The sequence below is a fragment of the Streptococcus sp. HMSC073A12 genome, assembly GCF_001812815.1.
GTDB classification, from domain to species: Bacteria; Bacillota; Bacilli; order Lactobacillales; family Streptococcaceae; genus Streptococcus; species Streptococcus vaginalis.
The window spans coordinates 3,877-25,039 of the sequence record NZ_KV810564.1; the positions used below are offsets into that span (position 1 = coordinate 3,877).

Consider the following 21,163-nt stretch of genomic DNA (forward strand, 5'->3'; position numbering starts at 1 on the left):
TTTTTCTTGTGTCTCATTTTATGGGGCTAGTGCCTTCCAACTGGTTTTAAGTAAAGTGAACCATTACCAAATAATCACGCGGTCTTCTGGTTTGCGCCACATGCCATCGCCTTCTTTAACATCAAAAGTCGTAAAGAAATCATCAAAGTTTGGCAATTGAACATTTGCCCGAAGTTTTCCAGGAGCATGCACGTCCACGCTGGCTAGCATCTGCATGAACTCTGGCCGAGCTTTCATGCGCCAGATACGGGCAAAGTTAGTAAAGAATTCTTCTGCAGAGAAGTCTGCTTCTTTCTTAGCGGCTTCCAGTGCTGCCGCAATACCACCAAGGTCTGCAATATTTTCTGAAACAGTTAGTTTCCCATTGACTTTAGCACCGTAAGAATCCTGTCCGTCAAATTGCTCAATCACCTTTTGAGTACGTGCTTGAAAGGCCTCGTAATCTTCTGACTTCCACCAATTGTTCAAACTTCCGTGTTCGTCAAATGAAGCTCCATTTGAGTCAAAGGCATGAGAAATTTCATGAGCAATCACCGCACCGATTCCACCATAGTTAGCTGATGAAGATTGATGTAAATCATAAAATGGCGCTTGGAGAATGGCTGCTGGGAACACAATTTGATTTTGCTGTGGGTCATAATACGCGTTGACCATATGGGCTGGCATGTGCCATTCACTGCGATCCACTTCCTTGTTCCACTTGCTCCATGTATGCGCAATAGAAATTTTTGCTAAATTTTGAGCATTCTCCACCAAACTCAAATTCTCATCAATCACTTTTTTCGCATAGGTTTCTGGCAATTTCTCTGGATAGCCGATATGCGGTGTGATGACATTGAGTTTGACAATCGCTTTGTCACGTGTTTCCTTAGCGAGCCAATCCGCCTTTTCCAGACGCGACTTATAAACATCAATCATAGCAGCAACTTTGTGCTCTACATCTGCTTTTGCTTCAGGTGAGAATTTTTCTCGCGCATACCACAAACCAAGTGCTTGGTTATACGGACCTTGCGCTAGCTGGTAAGCTGCCTTTTCTTTTGGACGTGGTTCTGGGACACCTGAGATAGCGCGTGCATAGGTACCTGAAAGGACACGAATTTCTTCAGTGAGCAAAGAAGTCCATGCTCCAGTAGAGAATAACTTCAGTGCCGCATGCAAATGCTCCCAATTCTTTTCTGAATAACATTCTGCTGCAAAGTCTTTCCAGAAACGCTCTTGAGGAACAATCACTTTGTCTGGGACTTGTCCCAAAATCTCTGTAAAAATCGCGTCAAGCGGCAATTCTGGAGCTAGCTTCGTAAAATCTGCCCAATCGTAAGGATGATACAATTTCACATATTCTGAACTTTCTTCATTTGACAGGACATACTTGGCTAATTTAGCATCCAATTCCAGATATTTATCCAAAATATCTTTTGTTTCCTCTGCCGAAAAGCCAAATTTAGTCAACAATTCTTCCTGCATTTTCCGCCAGATTGCCAGCAATTCCTTGCCTTTTTCATTTCCTTCTTCATAGTAGGTTGTATCTGGCAAAATGATTCCAGGCGCATCGGCCCAGAGAACATTCATTTGCGCATTCATAAAGTCTGGAGCAACATCAAAAGTAAAGAAATTTGGCTTTCCAGCCATTTCATATTCAGCAATCTTATCTGCAAATTCCTTAAAAGAGCCAAGCGCTTTATATTCTTCCACAAGCGGCATCGCTGGAGCAACTCCTGCTTGTTCCCGTCCGTCAAAATCTGCCACCAAACGATGGTATTTCACAAAATTTTGCAAAATTGGATCATCCGGCACATCTTGACCTGCTAACCATTTATCAGTTGTAGCCAGCATCAATTTTTCAATATCTTGATCCAGATCCATAAATCCACCTGTCACAGGCTTATCATCAGGAATAACTGCTGTTTTTTCCCATTCACCATTGACATAGTCAAAAAAATCATCTTGTAAACGTGTCATCTTGTTCTCGCTTTCATTGTTTTATCTTAATCCTATCAAAAAAGTTCTGAATAATCAAACTTTAATCAAAAGAGATTTTCTGTCAAACTTTACTTCTGATTTTTCTTAAAAATTCTAAAAATTAACTTGACTTAATTTTTATTTTAATGTATATTAACAGCAGAGGGGGTATAAAAATGATACGTATCGAAAATTTAAGTGTCTCTTATCAGGAAACACTTGCTCTCAATCAGATTTCTTTGGAAATCCAAGACCCAACTATCATGGGAGTTATTGGCCCCAACGGAGCTGGTAAATCCACTCTTTTAAAAGGAATGTTGGGTATCATTGACCACGCTGGACAAACTTATCTTGATGATAAAGAATTCTCAAAAGTGCTCAGTCACGTAGCTTATGTGGAACAAAAAATTCACATTGACTACAACTTTCCTATCAAAGTAAAAGAATGTGTATCGCTTGGACTGTATCCAAAAGTGAAATTGTTTCACAGACTAAAAAGCACAGACTGGGACAAGGTGACAAATGCGCTGCGCATTGTCGGCTTAGAGGATTATGCTGAACGCCAAATCAGCCAGTTGTCAGGAGGGCAATTTCAACGGGTCTTGATTGCGCGCTGTCTGGTACAAGAAGCAGACTGTATCTTTCTGGACGAACCGTTTGTCGGGATTGATTCGATCAGCGAAGAAATTATCATGACAACGCTACGCAATCTAAAAGAACAAGGAAAAACGATTCTCATCGTCCACCATGACTTAGGAAAAGTCCCGCATTATTTTGATCAAGTTTTAATTTTGAATAAAGAACTCATTGCCATTGGGGAAACTTCATCAACTTTCACAGAAGAAAACTTGAAAAAAGCTTACGGCTCTCAGCTTTTTGTGAATGGAGGTCTTTAATATGTTTTCAGAATTTCTTGATGGACTACAAAATTTCCATTTTTTACAAAATGCACTGATTACGGCCATTGTCATCGGGATTGTTGCTGGAGCAGTTGGTTGCTTCATTATCCTAAGAGGCATGTCCTTGATGGGCGATGCCATTTCACACGCAGTCTTGCCAGGAGTTGCACTCTCCTTTATTTTAGGAATCAACTTCTTTATCGGAGCCATTGTTTTTGGGCTTTTAGCTTCGGTCATTATTACTTATATTAAAGGAAATTCAATTATCAAAAGTGATACTGCCATTGGAATAACTTTTAGTTCCTTTTTAGCTCTTGGAGTCATTTTGATTGGAGTTGCGAATAGTTCAACCGACCTTTTCCATATTCTTTTTGGAAATATCTTAGCTGTGCAAGACATTGATATGTGGATTACAATTGGTGTAGGAATCGCTGTTCTAATTATTATTGGACTATTCTTCAAAGAATTATTGATTACATCTTTCGATCCACTTCTGGCAAAAGCGATGGGGATGCCAGTCAATTTTTATCATTATCTCTTGATGATTCTCTTGACGCTAGTTGCAGTTACAGCTATGCAAAGCGTGGGAACGATTTTGATTGTTGCCATGCTGATTACACCTGCTGCTACTGCTTATCTTCACGCTAACAGTCTTAAAACGATGATTATCTTGTCTTCTAGCTTGGGGGCAATTGCATCTGTCTTAGGACTTTTCATTGGCTATACCTTTAATGTTGCGGCTGGCTCAAGCATTGTACTGACATCCGCCATTATCTTTGCCATTAGTTTCTTTATCGCTCCAAAACAACGATTTAACAAACTAAAAAATAAACCCAAGCTAAAATAAAATTAGTATTTCATTTATTAAAGGAGAACCTTATATGAAAAAATTAGGTTTTATCGCCGTTCTGTTTTTAGCCATCATCGGGCTTGCTGCCTGCGCTGGTCAAAAAGGAACTTCTGCCAACAAATCTTCAAAATTGAATGTTGTTGCTACCAACTCGATCATCGCTGATATTACCAAAAATATCGCTGGTGATAAAATCAATCTGCACAGTATCGTTCCTGTCGGAAAAGATCCACATGAATACGAACCATTACCAGAGGATGTGAAAAAAACATCAAAAGCTGATTTGATTTTCTACAATGGTATCAATTTGGAAACCGGCGGAAATGCTTGGTTTACAAAATTGGTCAAAAATGCGAAAAAGACTGAGAACAAAGATTACTATGCTGTAAGTAACGGAGTGGATGTTATCTATCTGGAAGGTCAAAATGAAAAAGGGAAAGAAGATCCTCATGCTTGGCTCAATCTAGAAAACGGAATTATTTATGCTAAAAACATTGCAAAACGTTTGATTGAAAAAGATCCTAAAAACAAAGAAACTTATGAAAAGAATCTGAAAGCTTATACTGCAAAACTTGAAACATTGGACAAGGAAGCAAAAGCAAAATTCAATAATATTCCTGCTGAAAAGAAAATGATTGTTACAAGCGAAGGTTGCTTCAAGTACTTCTCTAAAGCTTATGGTGTCCCATCTGCTTATATTTGGGAAATCAACACTGAAGAAGAAGGAACTCCAGATCAAATCAAAACATTGGTTGAAAAACTTCGTAAAACAAAAGTACCATCACTCTTTGTTGAAAGTAGTGTTGATGACCGTCCAATGAAGACTGTTTCAAAAGATACAAAAATTCCAATTTATGCCAAGATTTTCACTGATTCAATCGCTGAAAAAGGAGAAAAAGGCGATAGCTACTACGACATGATGAAATGGAATTTAGATAAAATTGCCGAAGGTCTTAGTAAATAAGAAATATAAAAGGAGCCGGAAATGATTACCAGTTCCTTTTTACTTGAAATCCTTCTTGAATAAATAAGCCTTTCATTCTCTGAAACAAGCGGTTATCGGCTGTATTCTTAAGTTATTTTTGATATACTAGTATGATAAGGAGTAAAAGGACAATATGACCCCAAACAAAGAAGATTACCTCAAATGTATTTATGAGATTGGTACGCATACTAAAAAAATTACAAATAAAGAAATTGCCGCCCAGATGCAGGTGTCTCCCCCAGCTGTCACAGAAATGATTAAAAAGATGAAAGCCGAAAAATTGATTGTAAAAGATAAAACAAGCGGTTATTTACTGACAGATCTTGGTTTACATCTTGTTTCTGAGCTATATCGCAAGCACCGTTTAATCGAGGCTTTCCTCGTACATGATTTGGGATATACGACTGATCAAATCCATGAAGAAGCGGAAGTCTTAGAACACACCGTTTCAGAATTATTTGTCGAGCGCTTAGAAAAAATGCTGGATTTCCCAGAAACCTGTCCCCACGGCGGAACCATTCCTGCAAAAGGTGAATTATTGGTCGAAAAATACCAATTGACTTTAGATCAAGTTGAAAATGCTGGGACCTATCGTTTAACACGAGTTCACGATGAATTTGAATTATTAAAATATTTGGAAAAACACGATTTACATCTGGGAGATACGCTGATTCTGGAGCAATACGATCCTTACGCTCAACTGTATGCGCTCAAGGTCAATGGAAAAGAGCTGCAAGTCAACTCTGCTATCGCTCAACAGCTTTATGTGGAAAAAAATATAAAAGGAAGTCGAAACTGATAACATTAACACATTGGAGACTGCTCAATGCGTATTGAGTTTTATCCTAGAAAGCAAACAAGTCTGGAACAGTTTTGTCCAGACTCGTTTTTATTTATCATTTTCTCAACGATTCTTCGTATCTAACACAATCGTCACCGGTCCGTCATTGACTAACTCAACCTGCATATCAGCTGCGAAAACACCTGTTTTAACAGGTATTTCTCGACCTAGCAATTCGTTAAAATCATCATACAATTGACTAGCCAAGTCTGGTTGAGCAGCGCCTATAAAAGCTGGGCGATTACCTTTTTTTGTATCTGCGTAAAGGGTAAATTGAGAAATAGAAAGAATTTCTCCATTTACGTCTTTGACGGACAAGTTCATCTTGTCTTCATCATCTGAAAAAATCCGCATATTGGCAATTTTTCTCGCTGCATATGCCACATCTTCTTGAGCATCATCTGGAGCAACACCGACTAGCAACAGTAGTCCTTGCTGAATTTGATTATAAAGTTCGTTATCAATCGATACCGAAGCTCGCTTCACACGCTGAATCACTATTTTCATTGTTGAACTTCCTAATTTTCGTTACATTTTGTGAATTAATTCACAAAAACGCAATTTTAGCAAAACATTTCCGCTCTGCTGTCCTCACCTAGCCATTTGTCCGTTTGACAGAATAAACTTCTGGCACGCTCTTAATCTTATCTACAACTGTTGTGAGCATGGATAAATTAGCGATTCCGAAAGAAACATGAATGTTGGCAAATTTCATATCCTTAGTTGGTTGTGCATTCACAGTGGAGATATTTTTTGTTGTATTAGACAAAACTTGCAGCACATCGTTCAAAAGACCTGCTCGATTCAAACCATAAATATCAATGTGCGCTGTGTATTCTTTCGTAGAGGTATTTTCTTCCCATTCGACCTCAATCAAGCGCTGCTCATAATTTTCCTGCGCTCGTAGATTCATACAGTCCTTACGATGAATGGCAACCCCGCGCCCCTTTGTAATGTACCCGACAATCTCATCACCAGGAACTGGATTACAACATTTGGCAATCCGTATCAAAAGCCCTGACGCACCTTGGATAATGACGCCGCCCTCATGTTTGACCTTGAGGGTGTCCTTGTTTTCAACCTTGACTTCACCGCCCTTAACAAGCTCTTCTGCTTCAGCTCTTGCTTTAGCACGCTCTTCTTCACGGCGTTCTCTTTCTGTCAAACGATTAAAAATCGAAACAGCACTAACTTCACCAAACCCAATCGCCGCAAAAAGAGTTTCCTCTGTTTTGTAGCTCGTTTTTTGCAGAACTTCTTCCATGTGTCTTTTGTCCATGTATTTGTTAGCCACATAGCCATTTTCTTGAAATTGTGCTTGCAGAAGTTCTCGACCTTTAGAAATGGATAATTCCTTGTCTTGATTTTTGAAAAATTGACGAATTTTATTGCGTGCCTTGCTAGTCTTAACAAGGTTAATCCAGTCACGACTCGGTCCAAAGGAATTGGAACTGGTAATAATCTCAACTTGGTCCCCAGTTTTTAACTTCGTAGTCAAGGGCACCATGCGACCATTTACCTTTGCACCAACCGCTTTTTCACCCACTTTTGTATGGATTTCATAAGCAAAATCAATCGGTCCTGAGTCTTTTGGCAGCGAACGAACAGCACCATCCGGCGTGAAGACATAGATTTCTTCAGCAAGGTAATTTTCCTTGACGGAATCCACAAAATCCTGTGCATCATTGGACTGGTCTTGGAGTTCCATCATCTCCTTAATCCAATTCATCCCAATCGCCGATTCTTTGCTATCAACCTGCCCTTTAATACCTTTTTTATAGGCCCAGTGTGCAGCAACCCCGTATTCTGCCACTTCGTGCATTTCTTTGGTCCGAATTTGAAACTCAATCGGTCCCTTAGGCCCATAGACGGTCGTATGGATTGACTGGTAACCATTTGCCTTGCGATTAGCAATATAATCTTTAAAACGTCCGGGCATTGGTCGCCAGAGTTCATGAATGTAGCCCAACATAGCATACACATCACTTTGCGTATCTAAAATGCAACGAATAGCGATCAAGTCATAAATCTCATCAAAACGCTTTTTCTTGTCCTGCATTTTCCGATAAATGGAGTAAATATGTTTAGGACGACCGTAAATTTCCCCATGAAGATTACGCTCAGACGCATAGGTTTCAATCTTATGAACCACTTCGTCCACTAACTCCTCACGTTCCCGACGTTTTTCTTTCATCAGGTGGGAAATCTTATAAAACTCTGTCGGATTCAAATATCGAAAAGCTAAATCTTCCAATTCCCATTTGACGCTCGAAATCCCCAAGCGATGAGCCAACGGAGCATAAATTTCCATGGTTTCACATGAGATGCGTTCCTGCTTGTCTTTGCGCAGATGCTTGAGCGTTCGCATATTGTGCAAACGGTCTGCCAGCTTGACCAAAATGACACGAATATCCTTAGACATCGCCATTAGCATTTTTCGGTGGTTTTCAGCCAACTGCTCCTCGTGAGACATGTACTTGACTTTACCAAGTTTGGTCACACCATCGACAATCACGCGCACATCATGTCCAAACTCGCCTTCCAAATCGTCCAAAGTTGCAGCTGTGTCTTCTACAACATCATGTAAAAAACCGCAAGCGACACTGACCGCATCCAACTTTAGCTTAGCTAAAATCCCTGCCACTTGAATCGGATGGATGATATATGGCTCACCTGATTGGCGAAATTGCCCCCGATGCCGACCTACTGCATAAACCAAAGCTTTTTGAACAAAGGCAACATCTTCTGATGATAAATACTTTCTAGTAAGAGCGACCACTTGATCGCCCGTCAAATTCACTTCTTTTGGCATTTTCTCTCTCCAGTTCTTCCTACCATTTTATCATTTTTAGACCGATATGAAAACAAGGAAATACAGAAGAAAGCAATAGAATCATAAGAAATACCTAAAAGCTGCAGATTCAATACCATTTCCCCAATACTAGGAAAAAGAACATGGCACCATTTCAGGTAAAAAGCCCGCCTTTAAATAGGCGGGTTGTGATGGAAGAAGTGATGTTTTTCAGTATGCAACATATCTCCGATAAATTCAACATAAGCATAAATGAGATAGCAAGCTGATACAACGCCTAGCATAGCAATCAACAACTCAAATAAGGTAGATAAAGACATGATTGAACCTCCTCTCCTTATCAAGCAAAAGCATTTTTCGTCATCTAGCTAGCAAATTTGTTCCTGTACTTCCATCCTTTCTAGCTAAGCTAGATATTTCACTTATATTATACCAAAGTCAGGAGTTAAGGACAATAGAAATTAGCTTTCCCAATGATTTTTCCCTATTGCAGTAGCTCTGTCAGTACACTGACTGCACTGAGTGCGTAAAGCGGAGCTGTCTCTGTCCGCAAGATACGTGGACCCAGCCCTGCAAGTATAGCTCCCATCTCTTCCAATGTGGCAATTTCTGCTGGAGACAGGCCACCTTCTGGACCAAAAATAAATAAAATCCGACTTCCTTTTTTGAGTTCTGTCACAGCCTTGACCAAAGCAGCAGACTCTCCCCCTTTGGCAGATTCCTCATAAGCTACAATGACGCGGTCAAACTGGCTCAAACAATCTAAAAAATCAATTTTCTTCTCGAAAAGTCGAACTTCTGGTACCCAATTGCGTTTGCTCTGCTCTGCTGCTCCCAAAACAATCTTCTCTAGTTTGTCTGCTTTCTTAGCAAGTTTCTTACCGTCCCACTTGGCAACAGACCAGTCGGCCTGAAAGGCCCAGATAGCAGCTGCACCCAGTTCCGTCGTTTTCTGAGCTACCCATTCTAGCTTGTCTCCCTTGGGAAAGCCAGAAGCAACCGTCACATGAAGTGGCAGCTCCGCGTTTTCTGGCAATTCTTCTACCAGATTCAGCACATGGCGCTCTCTATCTGCAACTCTTGCTAGACGTTTAATACCATCCTCAAAAACCAGTACTACCTCATCATCTTCTACCAAACGCATAACAGAAAACATATGCTTGAGGGTATCTTTATCTCTGATAATGACAGGATTTTCAACCTGTCCTTTCACAAAATACTGCTGCATCTAACCTCCTATCACTCCTGAAATCTCCTTGGTTTTCTTAAAGACACAGGCATTCCACTCGCCCTGAATCATGTGGGTCTCAAGGAAAAATCCAGCAGCTTCTGCTGACTCCCGCACCAGATTCCATTTCTCAGAGATAATTCCGCTCATAATCAGGTAGCCCTCATCCTTAAGCAAACGGTAAGCATCATCCGTTAGATTTACCAAAATATCCGCCAGAATATTGGCTACAATGACATCAGCCTCAATATCAATGCCTTTGAGAAGGTCGCCAGCTGCCACATGAATATTTTCAGTCCCAGCATTCAGCGCAATATTTTCCTGAGCAACACGGACAGCCACATCGTCTAGGTCATAGGCGAAAATCTCCTTGGCACCCAAGAGAGAGCTGGCAATGGAGAGAACCCCACTGCCTGTACCCACATCCAGCACCGTTTCTCCGCCCCGCAGGACCTGCTCCAGAGCAAAGAGGCTCATCTTGGTCGTCGGGTGAGTGCCCGTACCAAAGGCCATGCCAGGATCCAGCTTGATAATCTTCTCACCAGTGGTCACCTCATAGTCCGTCCAGGACGGCACGATGGTCAAGTCATGGGTGATTCGAGCCGGTTCAAAATATTTTTTCCAATTGTCCGCCCAATCTTCCTCTGCCAGCTGCTGAGTGGTTAACTGGGTTTCTCCAATCTCCAAACCAAAATCTCTAAGCTGTACCAAACGCTCTTTCACTTCTTGACGAATCATTTCAAGATTCGCTGTTTCTGGGTAATAAGCCGTAATGGCAACCATATTCAGCTGCTCTACCTGAGGCAGCACCTCCCCAAAAGGACCAGCTTCCCCCAGATAATCCGCACTGTCATCAATCGCCACACCTTGACTGCCTAGGTCAATCAGAATATTACTGACCGCTTCTTCCGCCTCACGGCTGACCATGATAGTTAGTTCTTGCCAAGTGTTCATGTGTCATTCCTTTCTTTTAATACTCTTCGTCATATAAACCATATCCATGCCCTCTTGCTCTGGTTCAGTATGCGTTTGATGATAGCCGCATTTTTCATAAAATTTGACCATAGGCTCATCTTGGAAAACCGTACACAAATCCCACTGAGTAATCGTAGGAAATCTTTTCTCTAGCAGGCGAATCCCTTCGTAGCCATAGCTTTTTCGCTGATATTGAGGCAAAATCGCAGCTGTACCAAGCCAACCTTTTGTTCGCTCATCGTTGGTTTGCAAGCGAAGAAAGCCAACAATTTCCTCATCATCTTTGACAAAATAGTAAAAACTATTAAGACGTTCCACCAACTTCCACTTAATCCGCTCCCTATCTTCCAGATAAGGATCATACTGGTCATGATATTTTTCGTAGACAGCTTTAAAACTAGCACGTTGAATACCGATAATGGTTTCTAAATCTGTAGCTTCTGCTTGTTCTATATGAATCATCTCTGCACCTCCAAATAATCTCCCAATCTACTTTTCAACTGCGGGATGACGTTTTCATCCGCTAATAATTCTTCTATATTTACTAATTTGTAGCCCTGTCCTTCGTCACCAAAGACAATCTGATCTATTAGTTCTTGACAGATAGAAGCCACCATGAAAACAGAAACTTTCTCAGGATGAACAAATCCCTGATAACATTTGACCCAAGCAATGGAATCCTCCATCAGTTCAATGCCCAGCTCCTCAAAGACTTCTCTTTTAATGCACTCAAAAGGCGTCTCGTCCTTTTCTCTCCCACCGCCAGGAAAATCCCACATATTAGGATAAGGAATAGTCGAAATATCGTCTCTTAAAATGGTTAAAATTGTATCACCATGCAGCAAAGCAATTTTACAGCCTGAGAAATCAAACGTTTGATGCAAAACAGTCATATCGCTCATTCTTACTTTCTTCCGCACAATTAGTCGTCTTCTTGGGACACCCTTGTGTTTTAGTATCTCGGATAGGGATAAAAGTCCGTCTCTTGCAAATCTGCTCTGGCTTTTTCAAAAGCTTTATTATTCCAGACAATTTCAAATTCCTCTGCCGCTGGATCTGCCAGAAAATCCATGAGAGCATCTAATCCCTCTTCGGCTGTCTGCTTCAAAAAATCCACAAAGTAGGTCAAGAATTCACGAGACAAACCTTTTTTTGGCTCGTAAGGAACAACTGTTAGATAATCCTCTGTTTCAAAGTGAGACTTAGCAGGATTATAAAAGAGAACGCTTTCTTCAAAGAAAATGTCTTCTGTGCTACTTTCTCCATCCACATCTAACAGTTCGATGCCATTTGCATTTTGTACTTCTAAGAGAAAGGACACTTCTACGGCATGATTCTTCTTATCCCAGTTTATCTCATAGTCAAATGGAAAGCATTGCCCCATTTCTTCATTTAATATATCCAAAAATCCATATTTAACCATAGCCAGCCTCTCTCCAATCCTTTAAAATGTGTTAAAATAGATATAACTATAGTAACATAAATCAGAACAGTTGAAAAGAATACCAGTAAGGAGGAAAACGTATGCCAGACAATTTAGCGATTCGCATGCGGCCTAAAAATATCAATCAGGTCATCGGTCAGAAACATCTGGTCGGTGAAGGAAAAATCATTCGTCGCATGGTGGAAGCCAATCGCCTGTCTTCCATGATTCTCTATGGTCCGCCCGGCATCGGTAAGACTTCCATTGCTTCTGCCATCGCTGGTACTACAAAATTTGCTTTTCGGACCTTTAATGCTACCGTTGATAGTAAGAAGCGTCTGCAAGAGATTGCGGAAGAAGCCAAGTTCTCTGGTGGTTTGGTGCTACTTTTAGATGAGATTCACCGCTTGGATAAGACAAAGCAGGACTTCCTCCTCCCTCTGTTAGAAAACGGTCTAATCATCATGATTGGTGCCACAACAGAAAATCCTTTTTTCTCCGTCACTCCTGCTATTCGCAGCAGGGTACAGATTTTCGAGCTGGAGCCTCTGACAAATGACGATATTAAACAAGCTATTCAAACAGCCCTGACGGACACCGAACGAGGCTTTGACTTTCCTGTCCAGCTAGATGATGACGCTCTGGATTTCATTGCCACTTCCACGAACGGAGACTTGCGCTCAGCCTTTAATTCTCTAGATTTAGCAGTTCTCTCTACTCAAGCAGATAATACATGCGTTCGCCATATCACTCTGGATATTATGGAAAACAGCCTGCAAAAGAGCTACATCACTATGGACAAGGACGGAGACGGGCACTATGACGTTCTGTCCGCCTTACAGAAGTCTATTCGCGGGTCTGATGTCAATGCCAGTCTCCATTATGCAGCTCGCTTGATTGAAGCTGGAGACCTTCCCAGTCTCGCACGACGTCTGACGGTCATCGCTTATGAGGACATTGGTCTGGCAAACCCCGATGCTCAGATTCATACAGTGACCGCACTTGAAGCTGCTCAAAAAATTGGGTTCCCAGAAGCTCGCATCCTCATTGCCAACATTGTCATTGACCTAGCACTTTCTCCTAAGTCCAACTCTGCCATAGTAGCTATAGATAAAGCTCTTTCGGATTTGCGACAAAATGGAAACTTCCCTATCCCCCGCCATCTACGAGACGGTCACTACGCTGGTAGCAAGGAGCTGGGAAACGCACAAGATTACAAATATCCACATAACTATCCTGGTAATTGGGTGCAGCAAGACTACCTTCCTGAAAAAATTAAAAATGCCGATTATTTCACTCCGAACGAAAACGGGAAGTACGAACGAGCCCTTGGCATGACTAAAAATAAGATTGAACAACTCAAAAACCACTAAAAAATCGTGGTATCGTTTGCAAAAAATCAATTTTTTCTCTTGAATTTTTCAAAAATTGTGGTATCATAATTATAGAAACGCTGTGGTGTACGACTTCACACTTAAGTGTTGACCGACTATTTTTTGTATTATTAGGGAAACAAAAGACTTCTAACAGCTTGCAGGCCGTCTCACGCGGAAGCAGCTTCAGTTAGAGCGAGTTGCCCACCTGCTTAATTGCGCGGGTTCAATACAAATCGTGAAGGTCCGGCACCAATACAGCTTTTTCTGTTGCCTCCTTAGCTCAGTTGGTAGAGCAGTGGACTCTTAATCCATGGGTCACAGGTTCGAGCCCTGTAGGGGGCATCAAACTTCAACAGTAAAAGCCTTGATAACCAAGGCTTTTTTGCTTGTCTTAAGAGCATTTGCCCCATCATTTGCCCCACATTTTTTTATGAGCAATCTTTCCAGATATCTCTGATTTGATTAAATTCCTCAAAAATTTTCTCTTCTAAAGTGTGTCCATATACTTCTACCAACATTGAAATATCTCTATGCCCTAGAATTTTTGCAATAACTCCAAGGTCAAAACCTTTGTGCCAGAGGTAGCTTCCATAGGTGTGACGTGCTCCTTTTGTCGTGATAATTGGATAAATGTCCAACTCATTTAAGAGAACACTCAAAGCTTTATTGACGCTTGCAATATCTGGAACTGAATGAATATATCCAAAATGTTGAAAGATCATTCGATATCGATTTTTGATTCCTAACTCCATGTTTGATCTTTCTTGCTCCGTTTGTAAAAGGCGCAAAATTTTGATACACTCTTCGTCTATCGGAACCATCCGAATAGACGTTTTATTTTTTGGTGGAACAAACTTATGAGAGAGAGTATTATACCTCCTGTATGTTTTTAACAATCCTCTGTCAAAATCAACCTCATTCCAAGTTAACGCTACTAACTCTCCAAACCTCATGCCTGTTTTTAATAGAAAATAGACGATATAAGGAACAATTGAACGTTGGTAATCGAATTTTCTCTTTACTGCTAAAAGTAAATCCAGATAGTCCTTTTCTGTATGTAAATATTTCTCTTCTGTCATCTGTTGTTCTTTGGATGAAAACAACTCGACATGTTGTGTAAAATCATCTATTAGAACTTTGTCAGCAATTGCCATTTGGATGCTCTGATGAATTCCAGTATTCAATCTACCAAGAAAATTTCTACCAACTGTTTGTCCATACTTATTCATAATTCTTTGGTATTCACTCGCACGAATTTGAGTGACTTTTTTATTTCCAAATAATCTTTCAATTGTGTTTTTACGGAGAAGATATTTTTTCTTTGTCTCTTCCGACCTACTACTCGGTAGAATTTTTAGTTCAAGCCATTCTTGATATAGATCGACAAGAGAAATATCTCTAGAAATTCTTTTCCCTAAACGAAGTTCTTGCAGAATCGGTTCAGCTTCTGACTCTGCAAGTTTTTTTGTTTTAAAACCGCTATTATGAACAACTGTTTTCCCTTCGCTACGAATTTCATAGGTCCATAAATTACTATCTCCTCGCTTTCGATAACGAACACTTGCCATATTACGCCACCTCAGTTCCTAGAATCTCATTTACAACACTTTTGGGAACAACCATCAAACGTTTGCGATTATAAAACGTATAGCCTCGTGATACAAGTAATTCTCTCGCCTGATGAATGATATCATTCGCTGTATGAGGGCGATAGCCCATTTCAATTAATTCTTTGTTACTAATTAAATTATTGTCCATAGTTATCCTCCTTATTTATTTTCTAAATTCAGAAACTCACCTACAAGTAGTTGTAATTCTGTATTTAATTTAGGGAGATTCTGTATTAATACTTCTTTTAATTCTTCCGCAAATTGGTTCGTTTCTTCTCTCAATAGTTTGCGGACTCTTGTTTTTTTCTTTTTGATGCTGTCTGATTTTAAATTTGGAAAAGCCAATGATAACAGTTCAGGATTGTTGAGAAAGATAATTGTAAATGCTCTTTGCTCCACTCGAATATGTTCTAGCTTATAAAATCCGAAATTATCAAGTCGATTCATAACATCTTGGACCATCTCCTCACCAATCGCTTTGGTTCTAAGTTGGAATTCCAGTCTCCACCAAAACGGATTTACAGCCAAATCTAGCTTCTCATCGCGCTTGTGAGCAATGATTTCTTTATTCTTATCATATAACCTAACTTGTACATTACTACCGCTAGAACCCCAATATTTCGTCTCTAATTCACCCCCTCGACCATAGAAGACCTTATGGGTAACACCACCTTTAATATGTTGCAAATTAACGATCTCAGGCCTGTTGAAAATGTCAAATGCCAAATCAAAACGAGACAAACGTACCGTCAATGAATTCAATCTAGCAAAGTACATTAATTGCCTCCATACTTTCATTCCATCAAATTCTTTTAAAGTGTTAGGATTGAAATCAATCCGAATCAATTGTTCATTTCCATAAATGGCTAATTGGAAGAATATAATATTGATTGAATCATACTCATTAAAAACTTTAGCTAAAGTAAAGACATCATCTCGAACATTATCATATATTTCAAATGAATCAACTCTTGTACTTATTGCCTGTTTCAGATTTTTGAAAATCCGTCTTAGAGAACCAGTGTCTGTATCCCAGATAACCGTTAGTCTATCGATACTGACATCTAACCTCTGTACTAATTCTCCTACATCACATCGTTCTTGAATGCTTCTTAAATCTTGTATAGAAACCAACAAAATTGTCCCCCCTTCTTTTAGATTTTTTAGGCCTCAGAAACACCGTCAAATCAACGTTTGCTCGTTCCGTCGTTCTTTGGACGTTGTCCTAAGTGTCCCTTTTTGCTGGCTGTTAGAATAGCCAGCTTTTGCTTGGCTAGAAATTGTATGGACGACAGTCTGCAGGACTTCGCCTGACTTCCCGTCAGGCTCGTCCCTTGACCTTGTCCACACAATTTCTAGCTCCAAGGCTTCGAATAGTCATAAGTCATAGTCTCGCCCTCAACTTCCTCCTCACTCACTGTCCTTAAACTTACGAACCATTTTGTATAGTTTATAACTTGTTTATAAGTTATAAATATATTTTATAAAAATTATTTTGGATAGTCAACTAAAAACTTGATTTGTAAGTTTATAGGTGATAAAATAAGTTAAAAATAAAATTAGGAGTTTCCCATGACCTTTATTATTCAAAATTTTGGACCCAATTTGGCACGCCTACGCATAGAAAAAGGAGTAAGTCAAACTCAACTTGCGGAAGATTTAGGAATCGGTAAACAATCCATCTCTGACTACGAAAAACAAAAAAGCTATCCTACCTTTGCAAATTTGGATAAGATAGCGGAATATTTTAATGCAACTCCAACCCAACTCTTTGGAACGAGTAAAGAGATTGAGTTAGAAAAGAGTGTTCTTGAATCTAATGAATACTCTGATAAAGTAAGTGAAATCTTAAAAGCTGTCAAATACATCGAGCATTTCCTACATACTGATGGACAGTACTTAGAGGATTTACTTTACCTAACAAGAGGCAACCAACTATACACAGAAGATGGAAAAGAGTTGTATATTGATCCAACTTCTCAGAAAAGAACACTTCATACCCAATATGAACCTGGTTTTATTGAAGCAAGAGATAAATCTCCACTAGAACTCTTAATTGAAAATAAGGAGCTATTAGATTAAATAAAAAAGCGAGTTTTAGGCTCGCTTTTTCTATTGTATAATCTTATTCTTCAGTTCTTCCGGTTGCTTAGTTGCATTGAACTCAACTCGTTTTGTTGTTCCATCTTTCTCAGTATGATAATAACTTGAATGTTTCAACACCCATTCTTTATTACCAATCATCAAACACTCTGCCTGTGAGTTGGTACATGAGGTAAATGTGTCCAAGGTTTTTACAATTCGCGCCACATAAAGTTATTTAAGCATCTCCTTTTCTCTCATTACCATTTTCTGTTATAATAAATTGTACTTCTAGAATAGAAAGGACTTAAGATGACAACTCTTATTAAACATAAACGTGTAGAATTTTCAGAACTTTTTTATGACCTAGTTTTTGTTTTTGCAATTTCAAAAGTAACTACTTTAATTGAGCATCTTCATAACGGTATTTTGACTTGGAATTCTTTCCTTGATTTTTTCATGGCTGTCTTGGTTCTCACTGATTCATGGATGATTCAAACCGTTTATACCAATCGCTATGGAAAGAACTCTTTATTTAACATGGTAATCATGTTTATCAAAATGGGACTTTTACTCTTTATAGCCAATATGATTGGACCTGATTGGCAACAATATTTTCATTATCTTTGTTGGGCTGTTGGTACATTAACCTTTACCTTATTTTTACAATATTTGGTTGAATTTTTTAGAAAATCAACCGATAATGTTGAACGGGAAAGTATCAAAGGTTTTCTATGGATAACAGGTCTAGGAAGTTTAGGAGTCTATCTAGCAGCTCTTCTTCCTATTTACGTTGGAGTCTCTGTCTTATTTGCTAGTATTCTGCTAACATTTATTATGCCAATTATCTTGCTTAGTAAAGATAAGCATTACCAGGTAAATCTCCCCCATTTAATCGAGCGCATCTCCCTTCTTGTCATTATTACGTTTGGAGAGATGATTATGGAGCTAGCTAACTTCTTTACAATCGAGAATTTCTCGATTTATTCGGTTCTTTATTTCATTATTATGCTTTCTCTGTTCTTGTTTTATTTTGGTCAATTCGACCATGCTATTGATGAAAAATCTAATCAAAAGGGACTATTTCTAATTTACAGTCACTATCCTATTTTCATTGGACTTATTATGATGACCGTTTCGATGAGTTTTCTTCTGAATCCTGAAGCTAATCTTCTCTTTGCAACCAGCTTCTCTTATATCGGATTTGGCCTCTTTCAAGCTGCTGTCCTAGTAAATGGGCCCTATAACAAACACTATCTTCGCTATTCGAAAAGTTACTACTGTGTCCAAGCGACACTCTATCTGGCTGCCTTGATTCTCTCTTTAATCTTTGCTTCTAATCCTATAATAGTAGTGAGTATAACAACCATTTTAGCTCTAGCTATAGCCATTCATTTTATTTATTTTTATATGACACAGAATAAAAAATATTCCAAATCTAACTGGGGGTTCTTTTAATGAGTTTATAACATAAAAAAAGCTTTGGAAACCAAGGATTTAATTTTTTCATTAATTTGTTTTTCCATTTTATCCTCCGATTTGAACTCGCACTGACATTTATTTATAACAACACTATATATCTAGTATGGCATAATCATTAGGTATTATAGGTTTTCAAACCAAATGTGAGTCATTCGTTTTTGCCCCACTTTTGCCCCATTTTTAAATCCTGACATTGAAAATACCTAAATGCATCTTCCAAAAATCATTTGTTTTTCAACATTTTTGATTACTTTCAATATAAAAATTTCTTACACATCCATGTAGGGGGCATAATAAAATTTAAGTAGAAAGAGTTTGGGACAAAAAGATTTCAATTTTTAAAAATCTTAATTATTAAGCCCTTCAAATCTATAATTAAATGCGAAAAGCGAACAAAGCAGAATTCTGATTACCAGAAAACTAGTTTTGTTCGCTTTTTATATTTGAGGTCGGATTTTTGTCCCATCCTCTTTTTTGTTGTTCCCACTTATAATCTTCTAACCTTGTTATAGTTACAAAAAATAATAAAACAGCCTTTTTTGTTCCACAAAAAGCCATACTAAAATTCTCAAACTATCTATTTCCTTTCTTGATATCTCCCATCAAAAGAGTTAAAATGCTTTCATTCTCAAACTATACTATATAGGGGGTATTGAAATGAAATTTCTAATCGTTTATTGCTATTCCTTGCAGGAGTTGTTTTTATCCTTTTAGCACTTTTTCTATTTACAAACCCAGTAGCTAATCTTGTTGCTTACAGCTGGTGGATTGCATTTGGTTTACTGGTTGCTTCTATAGCAGCTATTTTAGGCTATTTCTCTGTACCAAAAGAGCTTCGCTCACCAGTTTATCTTTTCCAAGGGATTGTTAATCTTCTCTTAGCTCTCTACCTCGTTGCCTATGGATTGTGACCTTACCTGTCATCATTCCAACCATTTTAGGAATTTAGTTAATTGTAGAAGCCATTATTGCTTTCTTTAAAGGTAATTGTCTAGGACTGATTTTCCCTGCTATTGGCAATCACATCATGTGGGTGGCGCTACTTGTATTTCTGCTTAGATTAGTCATTTTGTTCAATCCAACAGCTACAAGCGTCTTTGTCATTTATGCCGTTGCTTTTGCATTTTTAATTGCTGGTTTTACCTATATCGTTGATGCCTTTCGTAAATAATCTAGCTACCATTTTGGGCATATTAAAATAGCTGGGAAGTTATATTCTCAGCTTTTTCGTATCTTTAATTGTCACTTTTTCGCATCCCATTCTGCATAGAATTGCTCTAGGTATTCTTCCAAAAAGTGGTGGCGACCTATCGCTAATTGCTTAGCATAGTCTGTATTCATCAAGTCTTTTAATTTGAGTAATTTCTCATAGAAATGCATGATAGCTGAACTCTTCCCAGCGCGATATTCTTCCAATGTCATGTTTTCTCTCGGCTGCAAATCTGGATCGTGAATCGGTCTCCCTATATGACCTGAATAAGCCATAGCTCGCGCTATTCCAATCGCTCCAATCGCATCCAAACGGTCAGCGTCTTGAACAATTTGCCCCTCCAAAGTGCTGACATTCTTCTGTTGATGACCACCTTTAAATGACATCGTTGAAATAATATCCAGCACATGAGCTATTTCCGCATCTGAAGCCTGATGATTCTGTAGCCATTGCTCAACCTTTTGCAAGCCCACCTCTTCATTCTCATTTAATTTCCCGTCAGCTATATCATGCAGCAAGGCAGCTAGCTCGCAAATAAAAACATCTGCTTGTTCTTGTGTAGCAATTTCTACAGCATTGTTCGTGACACGCACAATATGCCACCAGTCATGCCCGCTCATCTCGTCTTTCAGTTCAGCATAAACAAAATCTCTCGCTTCTTGAAGAATTTTCGCTTGTCTATCCGTTATCATCTGTCACCCTTTTTATTTATATACACAAAAATCTCGAAGCGATTTTGAGATTTTTTGATTGAACTCACTTTTGAAGGCCAATCGTTTTCATTTTTTGTTGAATTTGTTGATACACGTGATTCCAGTCATTTGGATTTGCAATATCTAAATCATCCGTTGCAATTCTCATTTTAGGACTATAATTGTAATCTTCATACCAATTTTGATAATGCTTGTAAAGCAGCTGATAGTAGTCAGCGAGCCCATTTTCTTCATTTGGTTGCTCATAATCGCGACCACGTTTTTTGATATTGTTCATAATATGATCGAAACTTCCGTCTAAATAAATCAACAAATCTGGCGCCTTCTTAGGTAAACCTTGGATTTCTTCCATCATATTGTCCAAAAGTTCCAAGTAGATATTGTACTCTTGCTCACTAATGCTGCCTTTGAGGGTATTGATGTAAGTAAACAGAGCATCTTCATAAATAGAACGATCTAGAATGTTATTGTCATCATGATAGGCCGCTTTAATCATTTTAAAGCGTTTGTTTAGAAAGTAAATCTGCAAAGCAAAACCATACTTATCAGGGTCTTCATAATACTTATCCAAAATAGGGTTTTCTTCTACAGGTTCAAAAAAAGGCTGCGTTCCTAATTCCTCGGCTAGTCGATAAGTGTAGGTCGTCTTGCCTACCCCAATCATGCCCGCTAAAATAATCACTATCTTCCTGCACCTCCCAAATCTATCCAATATCAG

22 protein-coding genes, 1 tRNA gene and 1 pseudogene are annotated in these 21,163 nt (G+C 39.0%); 9 read left to right on the top strand and 15 right to left on the bottom strand.

What is annotated here, in order from left to right:
* Positions 1-63: 63 nt before the first annotated feature.
* Positions 64-1,959 (bottom strand): M13 family metallopeptidase, encoded by a 1,896-nt coding sequence (locus tag HMPREF2876_RS08540; RefSeq protein ID WP_070584688.1) that lies wholly within the window; start codon positions 1,957-1,959, stop codon positions 64-66.
* 176 nt (positions 1,960-2,135) lie between these two features.
* Here HMPREF2876_RS08540 and HMPREF2876_RS08545 point away from each other — a divergent pair, with 176 nt between their 5' ends.
* The 4 genes from HMPREF2876_RS08545 to HMPREF2876_RS08560 all read left to right on the top strand — a co-directional run bounded on the left by HMPREF2876_RS08545 (position 2,136) and on the right by HMPREF2876_RS08560 (position 5,492).
* Complete coding sequence (locus HMPREF2876_RS08545) at positions 2,136-2,855, top strand: metal ABC transporter ATP-binding protein (protein ID WP_070584691.1); 720 nt, start codon at positions 2,136-2,138, stop codon at positions 2,853-2,855.
* A 1-nt stretch (position 2,856) separates the two neighbouring features.
* Entirely contained in the window at positions 2,857-3,705 is an 849-nt protein-coding gene (locus HMPREF2876_RS08550) for a metal ABC transporter permease (protein ID WP_024052641.1), read from the top strand.
* A gap of 34 nt (positions 3,706-3,739) precedes the next feature.
* Positions 3,740-4,672 carry a metal ABC transporter substrate-binding protein gene (locus HMPREF2876_RS08555; protein ID WP_024052640.1) on the top strand — a complete coding sequence of 311 codons (933 nt, stop codon included), beginning with the start codon at positions 3,740-3,742 and terminating at the stop codon, positions 4,670-4,672.
* A 154-nt stretch (positions 4,673-4,826) separates the two neighbouring features.
* Positions 4,827-5,492, top strand: coding sequence for a metal-dependent transcriptional regulator (locus tag HMPREF2876_RS08560; RefSeq protein ID WP_024052639.1), 666 nt, complete (start codon positions 4,827-4,829; stop codon positions 5,490-5,492).
* Positions 5,493-5,597: 105 nt separating this feature from the next.
* Here the strand turns inward: HMPREF2876_RS08560 and dtd are convergent, their stop codons facing one another.
* The 8 genes from dtd to HMPREF2876_RS08595 all read right to left on the bottom strand — a co-directional run bounded on the left by dtd (position 5,598) and on the right by HMPREF2876_RS08595 (position 11,972).
* Positions 5,598-6,041, bottom strand: a complete 444-nt coding sequence (gene dtd / locus HMPREF2876_RS08565) for a D-aminoacyl-tRNA deacylase (protein WP_024052638.1) — start codon at positions 6,039-6,041, stop codon at positions 5,598-5,600.
* A gap of 88 nt (positions 6,042-6,129) precedes the next feature.
* The gene (locus HMPREF2876_RS08570; protein ID WP_070584693.1) at positions 6,130-8,346 is read right to left on the bottom strand and encodes a RelA/SpoT family protein; all 2,217 of its coding nucleotides are present in this window, start codon (positions 8,344-8,346) and stop codon (positions 6,130-6,132) included.
* A gap of 173 nt (positions 8,347-8,519) precedes the next feature.
* A complete protein-coding gene (locus tag HMPREF2876_RS10675; RefSeq protein WP_003070706.1) occupies positions 8,520-8,666 on the bottom strand; it encodes a hypothetical protein in 147 nt (48 codons plus the stop codon).
* A 164-nt stretch (positions 8,667-8,830) separates the two neighbouring features.
* On the bottom strand, positions 8,831-9,574 hold the full coding sequence (locus HMPREF2876_RS08575) for a 16S rRNA (uracil(1498)-N(3))-methyltransferase (RefSeq protein ID WP_024052636.1): 744 nt from the start codon (positions 9,572-9,574) through the stop codon (positions 8,831-8,833).
* Entirely contained in the window at positions 9,575-10,528 is a 954-nt protein-coding gene (prmA, locus tag HMPREF2876_RS08580; protein ID WP_024052635.1) for a 50S ribosomal protein L11 methyltransferase, read from the bottom strand.
* Between the two features lie 3 nt (positions 10,529-10,531).
* The gene (locus HMPREF2876_RS08585) at positions 10,532-11,011 is read right to left on the bottom strand and encodes a GNAT family N-acetyltransferase (RefSeq protein WP_024052634.1); all 480 of its coding nucleotides are present in this window, start codon (positions 11,009-11,011) and stop codon (positions 10,532-10,534) included.
* Positions 11,008-11,451 carry an NUDIX hydrolase gene (locus HMPREF2876_RS08590; protein ID WP_024052633.1) on the bottom strand — a complete coding sequence of 148 codons (444 nt, stop codon included), beginning with the start codon at positions 11,449-11,451 and terminating at the stop codon, positions 11,008-11,010. The genes HMPREF2876_RS08585 and HMPREF2876_RS08590 overlap by 4 nt, the downstream gene beginning before the upstream one ends.
* A gap of 50 nt (positions 11,452-11,501) precedes the next feature.
* Positions 11,502-11,972 (bottom strand): DUF3013 family protein, encoded by a 471-nt coding sequence (locus tag HMPREF2876_RS08595; protein WP_070241525.1) that lies wholly within the window; start codon positions 11,970-11,972, stop codon positions 11,502-11,504.
* A gap of 101 nt (positions 11,973-12,073) precedes the next feature.
* Here HMPREF2876_RS08595 and HMPREF2876_RS08600 point away from each other — a divergent pair, with 101 nt between their 5' ends.
* Positions 12,074-13,345 carry a replication-associated recombination protein A gene (locus HMPREF2876_RS08600; protein WP_070241524.1) on the top strand — a complete coding sequence of 424 codons (1,272 nt, stop codon included), beginning with the start codon at positions 12,074-12,076 and terminating at the stop codon, positions 13,343-13,345.
* Between the two features lie 272 nt (positions 13,346-13,617).
* Positions 13,618-13,690, top strand: a tRNA-Lys gene (locus HMPREF2876_RS08605).
* A gap of 86 nt (positions 13,691-13,776) precedes the next feature.
* Here the strand turns inward: HMPREF2876_RS08605 and HMPREF2876_RS08610 are convergent.
* From HMPREF2876_RS08610 to HMPREF2876_RS10680, 4 genes are read right to left on the bottom strand one after another with little or no spacing between them, the layout of a single operon-like run.
* Positions 13,777-14,916 carry a site-specific integrase gene (locus HMPREF2876_RS08610; protein ID WP_024052630.1) on the bottom strand — a complete coding sequence of 380 codons (1,140 nt, stop codon included), beginning with the start codon at positions 14,914-14,916 and terminating at the stop codon, positions 13,777-13,779.
* Position 14,917: 1 nt separating this feature from the next.
* Positions 14,918-15,106: a DUF3173 domain-containing protein gene (locus tag HMPREF2876_RS08615; RefSeq protein WP_000369785.1), complete on the bottom strand. Its 189-nt coding sequence runs from the start codon at positions 15,104-15,106 to the stop codon at positions 14,918-14,920.
* Between the two features lie 11 nt (positions 15,107-15,117).
* The gene (locus tag HMPREF2876_RS08620; protein ID WP_024052629.1) at positions 15,118-16,095 is read right to left on the bottom strand and encodes a replication initiator protein; all 978 of its coding nucleotides are present in this window, start codon (positions 16,093-16,095) and stop codon (positions 15,118-15,120) included.
* A 45-nt stretch (positions 16,096-16,140) separates the two neighbouring features.
* Positions 16,141-16,323 carry a hypothetical protein gene (locus HMPREF2876_RS10680; RefSeq protein WP_082901105.1) on the bottom strand — a complete coding sequence of 61 codons (183 nt, stop codon included), beginning with the start codon at positions 16,321-16,323 and terminating at the stop codon, positions 16,141-16,143.
* A 207-nt stretch (positions 16,324-16,530) separates the two neighbouring features.
* Between HMPREF2876_RS10680 and HMPREF2876_RS08625 the strand changes: the two genes are divergently transcribed.
* The 3 genes and pseudogenes from HMPREF2876_RS08625 to HMPREF2876_RS10970 all read left to right on the top strand — a co-directional run bounded on the left by HMPREF2876_RS08625 (position 16,531) and on the right by HMPREF2876_RS10970 (position 19,693).
* The gene (locus HMPREF2876_RS08625) at positions 16,531-17,040 is read left to right on the top strand and encodes a helix-turn-helix domain-containing protein (protein WP_005591592.1); all 510 of its coding nucleotides are present in this window, start codon (positions 16,531-16,533) and stop codon (positions 17,038-17,040) included.
* A gap of 312 nt (positions 17,041-17,352) precedes the next feature.
* A complete protein-coding gene (locus HMPREF2876_RS08635) occupies positions 17,353-18,498 on the top strand; it encodes a low temperature requirement protein A (RefSeq protein WP_070241521.1) in 1,146 nt (381 codons plus the stop codon).
* A 686-nt stretch (positions 18,499-19,184) separates the two neighbouring features.
* Positions 19,185-19,693 (top strand): annotated as a pseudogene (locus HMPREF2876_RS10970) (DUF308 domain-containing protein).
* 71 nt (positions 19,694-19,764) lie between these two features.
* Here the strand turns inward: HMPREF2876_RS10970 and HMPREF2876_RS08645 are convergent.
* Together HMPREF2876_RS08645 and HMPREF2876_RS08650 are read right to left on the bottom strand one after the other, a co-directional pair.
* Positions 19,765-20,424: an HD domain-containing protein gene (locus HMPREF2876_RS08645; protein ID WP_024052625.1), complete on the bottom strand. Its 660-nt coding sequence runs from the start codon at positions 20,422-20,424 to the stop codon at positions 19,765-19,767.
* Between the two features lie 64 nt (positions 20,425-20,488).
* On the bottom strand, positions 20,489-21,127 hold the full coding sequence (locus tag HMPREF2876_RS08650) for a deoxynucleoside kinase (protein WP_024052624.1): 639 nt from the start codon (positions 21,125-21,127) through the stop codon (positions 20,489-20,491).
* Between the last annotated feature and the right edge of the window lie 36 nt (positions 21,128-21,163).